General features: G+C 66.7%; 14 protein-coding genes and 1 pseudogene. 9 read left to right on the forward strand and 6 right to left on the reverse strand.

Features of this window, described 5'->3' with window-relative positions:
- Positions 1 to 127: 127 nt before the first annotated feature.
- Entirely contained in the window at positions 128 to 1,081 is a 954-nt protein-coding gene (locus tag AC3ERS_RS29980; protein WP_431971482.1) for an alpha/beta hydrolase, read from the reverse strand.
- A gap of 50 nt (positions 1,082 to 1,131) precedes the next feature.
- On the opposite strand from AC3ERS_RS29980, the gene AC3ERS_RS29985 reads away from it, so the two are divergent.
- Positions 1,132 to 1,542, forward strand: coding sequence for a MerR family transcriptional regulator (locus tag AC3ERS_RS29985; RefSeq protein WP_431971483.1), 411 nt, complete (start codon positions 1,132 to 1,134; stop codon positions 1,540 to 1,542).
- A gap of 82 nt (positions 1,543 to 1,624) precedes the next feature.
- Here the strand turns inward: AC3ERS_RS29985 and AC3ERS_RS29990 are convergent, their stop codons facing one another.
- Positions 1,625 to 1,921, reverse strand: a complete 297-nt coding sequence (locus AC3ERS_RS29990; RefSeq protein ID WP_431971484.1) for a chorismate mutase — start codon at positions 1,919 to 1,921, stop codon at positions 1,625 to 1,627.
- Between the two features lie 127 nt (positions 1,922 to 2,048).
- On the opposite strand from AC3ERS_RS29990, the gene AC3ERS_RS29995 reads away from it, so the two are divergent.
- On the forward strand, positions 2,049 to 2,642 hold the full coding sequence (locus AC3ERS_RS29995; protein WP_431971485.1) for a hypothetical protein: 594 nt from the start codon (positions 2,049 to 2,051) through the stop codon (positions 2,640 to 2,642).
- Between the two features lie 153 nt (positions 2,643 to 2,795).
- Here AC3ERS_RS29995 and AC3ERS_RS30000 read toward each other — a convergent pair whose 3' ends face one another.
- Positions 2,796 to 3,764 (reverse strand): extracellular catalytic domain type 1 short-chain-length polyhydroxyalkanoate depolymerase, encoded by a 969-nt coding sequence (locus AC3ERS_RS30000; protein WP_431971486.1) that lies wholly within the window; start codon positions 3,762 to 3,764, stop codon positions 2,796 to 2,798.
- A 240-nt stretch (positions 3,765 to 4,004) separates the two neighbouring features.
- On the opposite strand from AC3ERS_RS30000, the gene AC3ERS_RS30005 reads away from it, so the two are divergent.
- Together AC3ERS_RS30005 and AC3ERS_RS30010 are read left to right on the forward strand one after the other, a co-directional pair.
- Positions 4,005 to 4,154: a hypothetical protein gene (locus AC3ERS_RS30005; protein ID WP_431971487.1), complete on the forward strand. Its 150-nt coding sequence runs from the start codon at positions 4,005 to 4,007 to the stop codon at positions 4,152 to 4,154.
- A gap of 13 nt (positions 4,155 to 4,167) precedes the next feature.
- Positions 4,168 to 4,839, forward strand: a complete 672-nt coding sequence (locus AC3ERS_RS30010) for a DUF2267 domain-containing protein (RefSeq protein ID WP_431971488.1) — start codon at positions 4,168 to 4,170, stop codon at positions 4,837 to 4,839.
- Positions 4,840 to 5,018: 179 nt separating this feature from the next.
- On the opposite strand, the gene AC3ERS_RS30015 is transcribed toward AC3ERS_RS30010, so the two are convergent.
- A complete protein-coding gene (locus AC3ERS_RS30015; protein WP_431971489.1) occupies positions 5,019 to 5,771 on the reverse strand; it encodes an SDR family NAD(P)-dependent oxidoreductase in 753 nt (250 codons plus the stop codon).
- A gap of 93 nt (positions 5,772 to 5,864) precedes the next feature.
- On the opposite strand from AC3ERS_RS30015, the gene AC3ERS_RS30020 reads away from it, so the two are divergent.
- On the forward strand, positions 5,865 to 6,512 hold the full coding sequence (locus AC3ERS_RS30020) for a PDDEXK family nuclease (RefSeq protein WP_431971490.1): 648 nt from the start codon (positions 5,865 to 5,867) through the stop codon (positions 6,510 to 6,512).
- A gap of 177 nt (positions 6,513 to 6,689) precedes the next feature.
- Here the strand turns inward: AC3ERS_RS30020 and AC3ERS_RS30025 are convergent, their stop codons facing one another.
- Positions 6,690 to 7,070 carry a hypothetical protein gene (locus tag AC3ERS_RS30025; RefSeq protein WP_431971491.1) on the reverse strand — a complete coding sequence of 127 codons (381 nt, stop codon included), beginning with the start codon at positions 7,068 to 7,070 and terminating at the stop codon, positions 6,690 to 6,692.
- Between the two features lie 326 nt (positions 7,071 to 7,396).
- On the opposite strand from AC3ERS_RS30025, the gene AC3ERS_RS30030 reads away from it, so the two are divergent.
- Positions 7,397 to 8,269: a universal stress protein gene (locus AC3ERS_RS30030; protein WP_431971493.1), complete on the forward strand. Its 873-nt coding sequence runs from the start codon at positions 7,397 to 7,399 to the stop codon at positions 8,267 to 8,269.
- A gap of 275 nt (positions 8,270 to 8,544) precedes the next feature.
- Positions 8,545 to 9,426 (forward strand): hypothetical protein, encoded by an 882-nt coding sequence (locus tag AC3ERS_RS30035; protein WP_431971494.1) that lies wholly within the window; start codon positions 8,545 to 8,547, stop codon positions 9,424 to 9,426.
- Positions 9,427 to 9,716: 290 nt separating this feature from the next.
- Here the strand turns inward: AC3ERS_RS30035 and AC3ERS_RS30040 are convergent.
- A pseudogene (locus tag AC3ERS_RS30040) lies at positions 9,717 to 10,046 on the reverse strand (MFS transporter); the annotation flags it as partial.
- A gap of 185 nt (positions 10,047 to 10,231) precedes the next feature.
- Here AC3ERS_RS30040 and AC3ERS_RS30045 point away from each other — a divergent pair.
- Together AC3ERS_RS30045 and AC3ERS_RS30050 are read left to right on the forward strand one after the other, a co-directional pair.
- Positions 10,232 to 11,134, forward strand: coding sequence for a TetR-type transcription factor C-terminal domain-containing protein (locus AC3ERS_RS30045; protein WP_431971495.1), 903 nt, complete (start codon positions 10,232 to 10,234; stop codon positions 11,132 to 11,134).
- Between the two features lie 108 nt (positions 11,135 to 11,242).
- Entirely contained in the window at positions 11,243 to 12,451 is a 1,209-nt protein-coding gene (locus AC3ERS_RS30050; RefSeq protein WP_431971496.1) for an acyl-CoA dehydrogenase family protein, read from the forward strand.
- Positions 12,452 to 12,460 lie beyond the last annotated feature (9 nt).

Here is a 12,460-nt window from a genome sequence, read left to right on the forward strand (position 1 = left end):
GCCACCAGTCGGACGCCGATACCGCTGTGGCTGATCCAGGACCTCGATCGGTCCAGCGGTTGGTTCCTGCGGTGCGGGGCCGCATTCGAGGAGAAGATCCTGGATGTTTGCCCGCGTGCGGTGACGGTCAGCGGATGAACGCCTTCCGGAGTGCTGTCGCTGCTTCGGTTCGCGCTTTCTCGCTGTCGTCGAAGGTGTGCCGGACGAATTCGTGGATCATTCCGGGATAGCGGCTGACGGTGACCGGGACGCCGGCTGCCTCCAACCGCTGGCCGTACTGTTCACCCTCGTCTCGCAGCGCGTCGTACTGAGCGGTGATGACGAGTGTCGGTGGGAGCCCAGCCAAGTCGGGGGCGAGCAGGGGCGAGACTCTGGGATCGAGCTTCTCCTCTTCAGCGGTCAGGTAGTTGTCCATGAACCAGTGCTGGGTGGCCCTGCCGATATTGCCGTACTTGCCCGCGTACTCGCGGATGGAGTAATTCGTTCTCCGGAAATCGAGGTCGGGATAGATCAGCAGCTGGAAGACCAGATCAGGCCCGCCGTGATCCCGCGCCGTCTGCGCGACAACGGCCGCCAGGTTGCCTCCGGCACTGTCGCCGCCGACAGCAATCCGAGCGGGGTCCCCGCCTATGCCGGCCGCGTTGTCGGCAACCCACTGCGTCGCGGCGTAGCAGGCATCGGGTGCTGCCGGAAATCTGTGCTCCGGCGCCCTCGGGTAGTCGACGGAGACCACGATCGACTCGGCCCCATTCGCGAGACTTCGGCACAGACCATCGTGGGTGTCCAGATCGCCGAGCATGAACCCGCCACCGTGGAAGAACACCAACAGCGGGAAGGGGCCCTCACCCGCCGGAGTGTAGATCCGAACCCGAAGATCCCCATCCGTTACGGGGATCATGCGGTCCTCGACGTCGGCAACAGCTTCGGGCTCGCCCAGCAGAACAATCCCCCTACGCACCCCTTCGCGCGCCTGCTCGACGGGGAACGTATGCAGCTCACCGAAATTGAATCGGGCGAGTCGCTCCAAATACGCCTCGACCTGCGGGTGCAACGAGATCCGGTCTTCTCTTTCTTCGGTCATGCGCCTATCGTGCAACTTGAAGCGCGATTCAAGTCAAGGAGTAATCAGGCATGACGTCGTTGGATATCGCCGAAGTCGCCGAGCGGGCCGGGCTGACCCCGTCCGCGTTGCGGTTCTACGAGAAGCGGGGCCTCATCGAGCCCGACGGCCGCAACGGTTTACGCCGTACCTACCACCCGGATGTGCTCGCACGGCTGGCCCTGGTGACCTGCGCCCGCTCGGCCGGGTTCACCATCGCGCAGATCGCCAGGTTCCTGACAGCCACCCCCCAGGACGCCGAACTCCGAACCCACTTGGCCGACAGAGCCAAGCAACTGGACGAGGACATCGCCCGCCTGACCAGGATGCGAGACGGCCTGCGCCACACCGCGACCTGCACCCATCAACCGCTGGCCGACTGCCCTGAATTCAAAAGCATTCTCGCCCCTCCGGAAGCTGAGGCAGTGCACACCGCCGCGTAACTTCGCGAACGACCCGGCGGTGGTGACTCACCTGCCTTCGACCGAAGGATCACCGGGTGAAGAAGGCCGTGCGCTGAGGCGGCTACTCGCTCGCCTGGAGCGACTCGTGTTCGGCCAGCTCCAGTTCGATGAACGCGCCGACCATCGCGCGCCAAATCGTCTCCGCGACATCGGCCGACAAGCCCGCCGCGTCCGCCCGCTCCCGCACCGATGCGATCAGCTGCGCGAAGCGGTCGGGGGCGCGGACGGCGTGCTCGTCACGTTTGAACGTCGCCGCCGCGCGCACGAGTTCCTGCCTGGTCGCGAGGAGTTCGATCATCGTGCTGTCGATCGCATCGATCTCGGCGCGGACCTCGGCAAGAGAGGACGGAGTATTCACGGAGGGCGACACTAGCAGTCGAATCATGTTGCCGTGGAATGTGTTTGTTCACCGATCGGATGAAGGCCACTCGGCGCGCCCGCCGGCTCGGGTACGGGCTGTCGGTCCTCGGTGGCAGGATGCGGGTGTGGGTGACTATTTCGAACGAATCGTCGACCTCGATGTAGCCTCGGCCGACGCGAGCACGCTGGCCCAGCACATGGTGGACTGGATGGTGTCGCGGCGATGGCTGCTTCGGGAGACTTCGCGCGACGCGATGTACAGCCTCCAGGTCGACGAAGGCTTTGTGCCAGGCCCCGACTGGCCGCAGATCACCCAGGAATGGGGCGCCGACTGGATCCCCGGCCCCGTCGCCGTCATCGTCGGCCGCCACGACCACTATTCCGGCCGCGGCTGCATCGAACCGGCCTCCGCGGTATGCCCACGCTGCCAGGCCACCACCGTGATCATCGACTACCCGCAACAATGGGAAGCCGATCCCGCCGTATGGCAGCCGTTCTCGGACGCGATCGACGCCTGGAAGCGAACAGGTACCGGCGCGGCAACCTGCCCCTCCTGCACCACACCGAGCCCCATCACCACCTGGCAATGGGCGGACGACTTCGCCCTGGGCGCCCTCGCCTTCGACTTCTGGGGTTGGCCGCCCCTCACCGAGGACTTCATCACCGAATTCGCCGCCCGACTCGGGCACCGAATCGAACACCACATCGGCAAGTTCTGAACCGAGGCTTCCAACAATCAGCTCAGCGCCGCGCGGCGACTGTCGAGCTCGGCGCGGAGCTCTCCTTCGCGGTACAGGCCGCCGCAGCCCTCGGCATCCGCGTATCGCCACGGCGTCCAGCCAGTTCGCCGAGCACCAACTTCGCCCCGCCCCTCAGCAGACCTGCCGCGGACCGGTGAGTCGATGCGCCAGAAGGAAGTCCATCATCCGGCGCTGCAACGTGAGTCCCGACGGTGACTGCATGAGCAGCCCGCCGCCGATGTGGTCCGGTCCGATGGGTGTGACGAATTGTGCCAGCTCACAGCCGCTTCCGGTGTAGTGCTCGATGGTCGCGGGGACCGGATCCGCAGTGGTGGTGACCGCCGTCGGCGCGTCGGCGAGGGTGAGGTCGCCCGCCCGCCGATCGGCGCCGAGCCACTGCAGGATGTTGGCACGGCCGATCGGGTAGAGGCTGGTCTGATCGGCGAGGTCCTGGAGGAAGAAGGCCGGGACAGGGCGGGCCCGCGGGCCCATCGACGCGACAATGGTGGCGCCGGTGAGATCCGCTTCGAGCGGCTGCAGGCTCATGCCGTACGGTCCACCCGCCATCGGGGCTATGGCGGCGTACAGATCCGGATACGTGGCCGCCATGACAGTGCTCATGCCGCCGCCCGCGGAGTAGCCGCCGACATAGACGCGGGCGCGGTCGATCCCGAACTCCTCGATCAGGGTTTCGGTGATGCCCGCGACGATCGAGGGCTCACCGGTGTCGCGCTCCTGGTTGGCGGGGTCGAACCAGTTCCAGCACCAGCGCTCGTTGGCGTCGCTGGTCTGGATCGGGTACGCGAGGACGAAACCCCGCTCGTCGGCGATCCTCGTCAGCGAGAAGCCGTTGTCGGCCAGTTGCGCTTCGGGGTCGGTGCAGCCGTGCAGGTAGATCATCAGGGGTTTGCCCGCCGTGTCACCCGGCGGCACGTGCAGGTAGTAGTTGCGGGTGCCCGCCGCATTGGCGTAGCTGCGCCCGGTGATATCGGCCGCGTACGCGCGCGGACTACCGAGCGCGGCCAGACCCGAGGCCAGCAGCAGCACGGCGGCCATGACCGCCAGCCGATTCCGAGAGATGACGCGGTCGATCAACTGCACTCCCCACACGAAAGCACCAACGAATACTCGCGACTCGCACCTCGGGGCGATCCTTCGATGCGGGATCGGGCTCTGCCGAGCACCGGCTCCCTCTGAAGGGTAATTGGACACAACTCAACCCTGCCGCCGATCCCCACGCCTCGACGAATGTCCCCGCCGGCGTCGGCGGTGACCATGGTCCCGTCGGCCCGGGCACGAATCCTCTCACCGAGCTGGACTCATGCTAGGAGGCTCTTGGACATGGACAAGGACAAACAGCGCATCGCGCTCGTGTACGCGACCGATCAGTACGGGGATCTGCGTAACTGGGCAGAGATCCGCTCGTGGGCCGAAACGATCGCCCTAAGTCTGCGGCTGCCACCAGCGCGCTCCACCACGATTCATCCGTGAAAGGCCGCACTCCATGAGCTATCACCGCGATCCTCTCGCGCCCGCGATCCACACAGCCCACGAGTGGCTGCGCGCCATCGCCGACGGCCTCGCCACCGATGACCGGGCGTTCGCCCACCGCGTTCTGCGCGCCTGGCTGCACACCGTGCGTGACCGCATCAGTATCAATGCGAGCGCACATCTGAGCGCGCAGTTGCCCGAAATGCTGCGCGGAATCTTCTTCGAGGACTGGGTACCCGCTCATGTCCCCGTTTCCCACGACGTCCCCTCCTTCCTCGACCAATTCGCCCACGAAGCAGGCGTCACGCACGACGAGGCGGTCGCACTGGCTGGTTCGGTGACCGAAACGCTCACCGGCTTGTTCTCCCCCGGCCAGCTCGACCACGTCTTCGTGCTGCTGCCCGAGGACCTGCGGCGAATCCTGGTCGGCGCCGAACTCGCCGGTCCGTTGGCCGCGAGTTTCGCCGGGCGAAGGGAGCCGTCCCGTTTCGACGAGCTCGACACCCGGCTGCGTGCCCTGTCGGAGGCCGTGGCCGTCCTCGTTCGCGGACTGGAGAATCCGCTCGAAGGTGTATCCGATGGCACCGCACGAGTGTCGGCCGCACAGGAGGCCCATCGAATTCTGCTCGTCGAAGGACTGATCGAACCCGTGGCCCCGACTACCGACCGGTCACACACTCGATGATCGCGTCCCGGGTCGTACTTCGTCCCAATCCGGACGCGGTCGCCGTCGTCGGCGCCGACGGCGGGCTCACCGGTCTGATCACCTCGACCGACCTGGTCCTCGCCTGTGATCGCTCCGCACGGGGCCTGCCGCCGCGCGGCAGGCCCCGGACCGGGCTCCCGTCCGCCATCGCCTGCCTCTCATCGGGATTCGTCCGGCAGGTCGAGTACCTGACCCGCGGTGGCGCCGCCGTCGAGCACGAACTCCGAGCCGGTCGAGTAGGTGGCCTCGGTGACCAGGAAGCGCACCATCGCCGCGACCTCCTCCGGTTGGCCGAAGCGTGCCAGCGGCTGGCTCGCGACGACGGATTCGTCCATCGCCGCGGTCATCGGCGTGCGGACCGGGCCGGGATGTACCGAACACACGCGAATGTTCGCGCGTCCCAGCTCCAGGGCGGCGGCTTTGGTCAGGCCTCGCAAACCCCATTTGCTCGCGACGTAGGCGCCGACGCCCGCGTAGCCGATCAGCCCGGCGGCGGACGAGATGTTGACGATGACCCCACCGCCCGCGGCACGCAACCGCGGCGCAGCCAGGTGCATGCCCAGCCAGGCACCGTAGAGGTTGACATCGATGACGTGACGAAACATCGAGGAAGGCTCGGACTCGATATCGCTGAAGTCGACGATTCCGGCATTGTTGATCAGTACCGCCAACGGACCGAACTCCGCCTCGGCGTCGTCCAGGACCGCACACCAGCCCGCCTCGTCGGTCACATCCAGGCGGCGGAAGATCACATTCGGGCCCAGTGATTCGGCCAGCGCGCCGCCCTGGGAGTCGAGCAGATCGCCGGCGACGACCGAGAGGCGCTCCTTCGCCAGGGCGGCTACGACGGCGGCGCCGATTCCGCGCGCGCCGCCGGTGACGACGGCGCTTCTGCCCGTGAGTTCGGCCATGACGATCCATACCTTTCGGCTGGCTGCGCACGATTCCCTCGTGATTCAGCATCGTGCGAACCAACGGCAGATGTGACGGCCGAAGGTCACCGATTGCCGGGTCCTCTGACCACGATCGACCCGCGGCGACGGATGGCGGCTCTGTGGGCGGCCGGACTCCGCCACCTCGATCGGCAGGTCGCCGATGGCGGCCGCAGGCCCGATCTGGCAGGCGAGCGGCCGGCCGAGGCGCTGGTCGAGTTGCTCGCCCGATTCCATCGCTTGGCGCGCCGTAGCCCCGATGTGGAACGGGCGGGCACCGCGCGAGCATTGCGCGAGCGGTGGCGGACGCTGCCGCAACCTCTTCGAGAAGAACCAGCGTGCCCGGTCGCCCCAAACCTGCCGGAGCAGATCGACCACCTCGCGATGCGGTACCTGGACGGCCGAATCCCACTGTTCGACAACAGGATCGCCGAAGGGCGCATTCTCGAAGGGCACGGGGATCTGCTGGCCGAGGACATCTTCGCCCTCCCCGACGGCTTTCGGGTCCTGGATTGCCTGGACTTCGACGACCGGCTGCGTCACCTCGACTGCCTCGACGACATCGCCTTTCTGGCCACGGATTTCGAGTTTCTCGGGAACCCGGAATTCGGCGTACGCCTACTCGGCGACTACGTGCGGGCGACCGGCGACCCCGCACCGATGTCGTTGCGCTCCCACTACATGCCTATCGCGCCACCGTCCGGGCGAAGGTGGACCTGATCTGTCTGCTGCAAGGTGACGGCGCCGCCGGTGAGCATGTCATCCGCCATCTGCGCATCGCCCTGAATCACCTGGAGCACGCTGCTGCTCGCCTCGCGCTCGTCGGCGGCCTGCCTGGGACCCCATGCCGACCGGAGCTCGTGACGGCAAGCGATTCTGCTGTCTGGTCGAAGACGATCAGGGCAACTGGATCACGCGCTCGAATTCTGCGATCGCCTTCGCCAAACGAGCCCGCGACAGGGTGTGCGGCCCGCATTCGCAGGAGGCGGGTAGTGCGTCGTCGGTGAAGTCGTCGGCCGCCAGCAGGTCGGCGTATCGGGTGCCGTTCCGGTGGGAGCCATGTCCGGTGTCGACATAGTCGCGACCACCGTGGGCGTGCAAGCCGGTCACCGATCGGAACACCGGACCCACGGCGGTGTCGAGCACTGCCGCCACATGATGACCACGTCCGCACTGGACCCGGACGAACATGTCCTCCGTACGCTGCTCTGGCGAATCCAGAGCCTGTTCTGCGATGCGCCGCCGGTCGGGCGCCGAGAGATTCGAAGTCTTGGCCATGACATCACTATTGCTCGGGTCCACCAGCCTCGACAGGGGCCGAAATCACCCAGTCCCGGGACGAACGGCCCCTCCCCGCGCGACAGTCATGGCCGCCCGGTCGGCGGCTCCGGCTCACGCCCGCAGGCCGCCATCGACGACGCATCTCGGCCCCTCGGATACAGGGACTTCGGGCGCACTCCTCGACGACGACGTGGACAGCGGGCGCCCCCACGGTCGTCTTTGGACCCGGTCATCGGTGACCAAAGACCGGCGCGGCGTCCCCATATCGCGGCCTAACGTTCGGCTATCCCGTTGCGGAAACTCTTCGGACGAAAGGCACGCATATGTCCGCCAAGACGAACCCACCGGTCGTGGTCGGAGTCGACGGCTCCGAACAGTCGCGCACCGCCGTTCGCTGGGCGGCGGTCTACGCGGCGCGTCACCGTGCGCCGCTGGACCTGGTTCACGCGATCGGAGTACCGGTGGACTACGGCCCCGGTCTCGCCGGGCCGGTGGTCGACTACGAATCGCTTCGTCAGGCAGGCGCAGAGATAGTCGCCGCCGCGGCCCAGGTCGCGAGCGCGGCGGCCGCCTCGTTCGGAGCCATCGAGGTGTCCACAGCCGTGGTGAACGCCGCGCCGATACCGGCCTTGCGAGACCGCTCCGAGAGCGCGCGGCTGATCGTGGTCGGCAGCAGAGGGCTCGGCGCCTTCCGCCGCACTCTGCTCGGTTCGGTCAGCACGGCGCTGGTCAGGCATGCCGACAGCCCGGTCGCAGTGATTCCCGAAGAAGCAGAGCCGATCTCGCCAGGACCGATCGTGGTGGGCGTCGACGACTCACCATGCAGCGTCGCGGCGATCGACATGGCGTTCGAGGAAGCCTCGCTACGCGGCGTCGGTGTGGTAGCAGTGCACGCCTGGTCCGAATTCGAGCGGTACCAGTCGCGCGCCGAGATGCAAGTCGAAGCCGAAGCGCTACTGTCGGAGAACCTCGCGGGCTACATCGAGAAATACCCCGCCGTTCACGTCGAGCGCGTCGCGGGGGAAGACCGACCTGCTCGCCTCCTGCTGCACACCGCGCAAACCGCCCAGCTGCTGATCGTCGGCAGCCACGGCCGCGGCGGTTTCGCCGGTATGACGCTGGGTTCGGTCAGCCAAGCGGTGCTGCACGGGGCGGAATGCCCGCTTATCGTCGTGCGGCCCGACACCGGCCGTTGACCGTGCCACCGTGACTGTGCTGGTCAGCCCGACCGGCTCCGCGCCGATCCGACACTGATGGTCAGTATTCGGTGTCGCGGCGGCGGAACCCCGCCGCCAACCCGGCTGGGGCCATCGCGGTGAGGAACGAGGATGGTGCGGCGGGTGGCGGTTTGCAGCGAATGCCTCCAGCCTTCGACGGTCCGCTGCTCCAGGGCAGGGCAAGTCCGGCGGTGACCGCGTCCTGATCGCGGCGCGGGCCGCCAGGCGGCCTCGACAGGTGCGACAATGCAAAAATGTCGAGTGCCGCCGACTTCGCCGAGCAGCAAGTCGCTCGAGTGCGAGACGATCCGTCGGGGCGGCTGGATTTACTGCGTGAGCTCTACGAGGGCGACGCGGGCGGCGCGCAGGTGCACCTCCCGTTCCGCCGCGCTGCCAGCGCGTTCATGCGGTGGCAGTTGCGGCGAGGCCTGCTCCGGCCGGTGACAGGACCCTCCCCGGGCAGCCCGTGGTGGCGGGCCGTGAACGAGCGACTCCTGCGCGATGGCTGGGAAGCACGCGTATTGCTGGGCGGTGGTGGCGGACCGGCTTCGTCGATCAGCGTCGAATTGGCGGTGCGATTCATCGCCGAGCCCACGGCTCGGAATTGGTACCGAGCGCACAACACCAGCGTCGTATCCGCCTACTTGGACAATCTCGATCTGGCTAGAACCGAGACCCGCACCGAGCGGTTCTTCATGAATCTCGTCCTGATGCGGGTTCTCTACGCCCACGCGCTGGTATCCGCTCCACGCCTCGCATTGGGTCGACTCGCGCCGGTCGCGCCGCTACTCGGTGATCCTCGGCTCGGCATGACCGGGGTGTTCCTCTCGTTGTCCCGCATCCTTCCCGATCGCTACCCGCTCGGCGACGATGTCGAGACCTACGTCGCCGTCGAGCACAGCTTCGGCCGCATGCTCGATGTCGGCGTCATCTCTCCCCGCCTGAAGGATCTCTACGAGTGGTCGGCCCACGAGCTGGGCCAACCGAGGTTGGCCGAGCTCCTGCTCGACCGAACACCCTGCTACGCATGGCCACCACACGACTCGAGCCCGTGGCGACCGCCGCTTTCCCTGTCCGCTCGCATTGCTCTGCGCGCTGCGCCGCCGCTTCGTGACGACCCACCATCCATGAGCTGACGATCGAGATCATCCACCGCACCCACAGGCGGTTCGGCAATTGGTGTGCCTGTGGAATCGACTGTCGACGAATGTGTGAGGCCGACCGAGGCGGAACTCGTCCGGCCTGTCACGAAGAGCTCGTAGGTGACTCAGGGCTTGCCGATGGTGAGCAACACCTTGCCGACGCTGGCGGAGGAGTCCAGCAATGCGTGCGCCTCGGCGACTTCGGCGATGGGCACCTCGGCGGAAACAACCGGCACAACAGGCGTGCTCCGACGATCGTGGGCAGCCGCGAGAGTCGAGCCGATCGCCATGCCGACCGCGAGCACGGTGACCGACGGAAGTCCGAGGTGCCCGGTGCCGTAGCTGGTCAGGTAGGTCACGCCGATGTAGTAGAACGCGAAGCACATGCTCACCGCGCCCGCGCCGAGCAGGATCTCGCGCGGCTGCCGGGTGGTCAGGAAAGTCGCGCTGGCCAAAACGAATCCGAGCGAGGGACCCAATTGAGGGAACAGCGCGTAGGTACCGCGCTTGTCCTCGGGTGCGTTCTCCGCGGTGAGCAGGGTAGCGCCCGCCCACTCACCGCCCACCGCCAGGCCCTGGCAGACACGCAGGACCACCAGCAGGATCGGCGCCGCCCAGGCGCTCCTGTTCAGCGTCGAACGGACTGGGTCACGAATGTTCAGCCTGATGTGGCACCGACCGATCGATCGGGAAGGATCGTGACCCGGAACACACTGACATCCACCAAACATGAAGGTCAATCCTGAACATGAGACGTGGGTATCTGAAACTTGTTCAGAGGTTCAGCTATTCTGAACCTATGTCAGAGATTTCCACGACGCCTTCGGCGCACGAGGTCGGTTCCGCCATCAGGAAGGCGCGATCTGCGCGGGGGGTCTCGTTGCGCGAACTCGCCTCCCGCATCGACGTCAGCCCGGCCACGGTCAGCGCGATCGAGAACGGCAAGACCCGCGTCGAGGTCGGCCGGTTGCACGCGATCGCCGCCGCTTTGGACACCGGAGTATGGGAGCTGCTCGATCGCCTCGGCGATTCGGACTCGGATTCGGACCACAGCGCGAATGCGCCCGCAGCCGCACCGCTCGTCGAGGACAAGCGGACCGGCCGCAGCTGGCGCGCGTTCGAATCATTGAGCATCGACCCCGTGCTGAGGGCCGCGATCGACGACTTCGTCGAGAAGGGCTACCACGGCTCGACCATGCGATCGATCGCCACGCGGGCACGGATGAGCGTTCCGGGTGTCTACCACCACTATCGGAGCAAGCAGCATCTTTTGGTCGCGTGCCTGGACATCACGATGGCCGAGCTGTTCGCGCGGGTGCCTGCTGCGCGTGACGAAGGCACGACTCCTGTCGAACGGCTGAGCCTGATGGTCGAGGCGCTGGCCTTGTTCCACATGCACCGGCGCAAGCTGGCGCTCATCGGAGCCAGCGAGATGCGCAGCTTCGAGCCGGCGAACCGGCGCCGAATCAGCGCGTTGCGCAACGATTTACAGCACCTGCTGGACGCCGAGATCGCCGAAGGAGTCGATCAGGGCCTTTTCGCGACGGACAGCCCTCGCCACGCCGGGCGTGCGATCTCGACCATGTGCACGTCGTTGCCGCAATGGTTCCGGGACAACGGCCAGTCGAGCCCCGAGCGTATCGCTGCCGACTATGCCAGGTTCGCTTTGGGCATGCTCGGTGTGCATGTTCAGAATAACTGAACATAGCGCCGGAGCATGACGGGTCGTATTGACAGGTATGCCACGACCATGTCACCGTACCCCGGGATATCTGCCGAGCGTACGCTCGGCCAATTGCGAGGAGTGTCAGTGGCGATCGACTTGTCCTATCCGGCTGAGGTGCGTGCTCTGACCGAACGCACGCGCGACTTCATCCACGACTCGGTGCTGCCGATCGAGGACGCTCACAACGGCGACATCACCGCGGCGGGAGGGGATGACGTGCGAGTGAAACTGCAACAGGCCGCGCGTGATGCAGCAGTGTTCGCGCCGCACGCGCCGGTGGAATACGGTGGACACGGTCTCGGAATGTCGGATCGTGCACCGATCTTCGAGGCCGCCGGGTACTCGCTGTTCGGCCCGACGGCCCTGAACATCGCGGCGCCGGACGAGGGCAACATGCACCTTCTCGCCGAGATCGCGAACCCGGCCCAGAAGCAGCAGTACCTGGAACCACTGGCCCGGGGTGAAATACGCTCGGCCTTCGCCATGACCGAGCCGGCGCCGGGCGCGGGCTCGGACCCGTCCGCGCTGTCCACACGGGCGGTGCGATCCGACGGTGGCTGGCGGATCGACGGGCACAAGTGGTTCATCACCGGGGCCGACGGCGCGGGCCTTTTCATCATCATGGCCCGCACTTCCGGCGAGCCGGGACAGCGCGGTGGCGCGACCATGTTCCTCGCCCCGGGCGACACCCCGGGCATCCGGCTGCAGCGTCACATCGACACCCTCGACCGGTCGATGATCGGCGGGCATTGCGAGCTGTTGTTCGACGATGTGTTCGTCCCGGATTCGGCGGTGCTGGGTGCTGTCGACCGCGGTTTCGAACACGCACAGGTGCGACTGGGTCCGGCCCGTATGACACATGTGATGCGATGGCTCGGCGCCGCTCGCCGCGGTCACGACGTGGCAGTGGCACACGTGGCCGGACGGCAGGGATTCGGGTCACGCCTGGGTGATCTGGGCATGGTCCAGAAGATGATTGCCGACAACGAGATCGATATCGCCGCCACCCGGGCGTTGCTGCTCCGCGCCTGCTGGGAACTCGACAACGGCGACCTTGCGGCGAACTCAACCTCGATCGCGAAAACTTTTGCCGCCGAAGCGATCTGCCGGATCGTCGATCGGAGCGTACAGATGTGCGGAGGGCTGGGCGTCTCCGAAGATTTGCCCTTGGCCCGGCTCTTGCGCGAGGTACGGCCGTTCCGGATCTACGACGGTCCCTCGGAGGTCCACCGATGGGCCATCGCCAAACGCGCGATCGGCGCAGCCAAGCGAGCTCAGCCGAGTGGAGAATGACCTTGCCGG

It is taken from the genome of Nocardia sp. bgisy134, from assembly GCF_057708325.1.

What these genes read in the sequence shown, in the direction of transcription:
- AC3ERS_RS29980 (WP_431971482.1), bottom strand. Translation starts at nt 1,081, where the DNA reads ATGACCGAAGAAAGAGAAGACCGGATCTCGTTGCACCCGCAGGTCGAG.
- AC3ERS_RS29985 (WP_431971483.1), top strand. Translation starts at nt 1,132, where the DNA reads ATGACGTCGTTGGATATCGCCGAAGTCGCCGAGCGGGCCGGGCTGACC.
- AC3ERS_RS30005 (WP_431971487.1), top strand. Translation starts at nt 4,005, where the DNA reads ATGGACAAGGACAAACAGCGCATCGCGCTCGTGTACGCGACCGATCAG.
- AC3ERS_RS30010 (WP_431971488.1), top strand. Translation starts at nt 4,168, where the DNA reads ATGAGCTATCACCGCGATCCTCTCGCGCCCGCGATCCACACAGCCCAC.
- AC3ERS_RS30015 (WP_431971489.1), bottom strand. Translation starts at nt 5,771, where the DNA reads ATGGCCGAACTCACGGGCAGAAGCGCCGTCGTCACCGGCGGCGCGCGC.
- AC3ERS_RS30025 (WP_431971491.1), bottom strand. Translation starts at nt 7,070, where the DNA reads ATGGCCAAGACTTCGAATCTCTCGGCGCCCGACCGGCGGCGCATCGCA.
- AC3ERS_RS30030 (WP_431971493.1), top strand. Translation starts at nt 7,397, where the DNA reads ATGTCCGCCAAGACGAACCCACCGGTCGTGGTCGGAGTCGACGGCTCC.
- AC3ERS_RS30035 (WP_431971494.1), top strand. Translation starts at nt 8,545, where the DNA reads ATGTCGAGTGCCGCCGACTTCGCCGAGCAGCAAGTCGCTCGAGTGCGA.
- AC3ERS_RS30045 (WP_431971495.1), top strand. Translation starts at nt 10,232, where the DNA reads ATGTCAGAGATTTCCACGACGCCTTCGGCGCACGAGGTCGGTTCCGCC.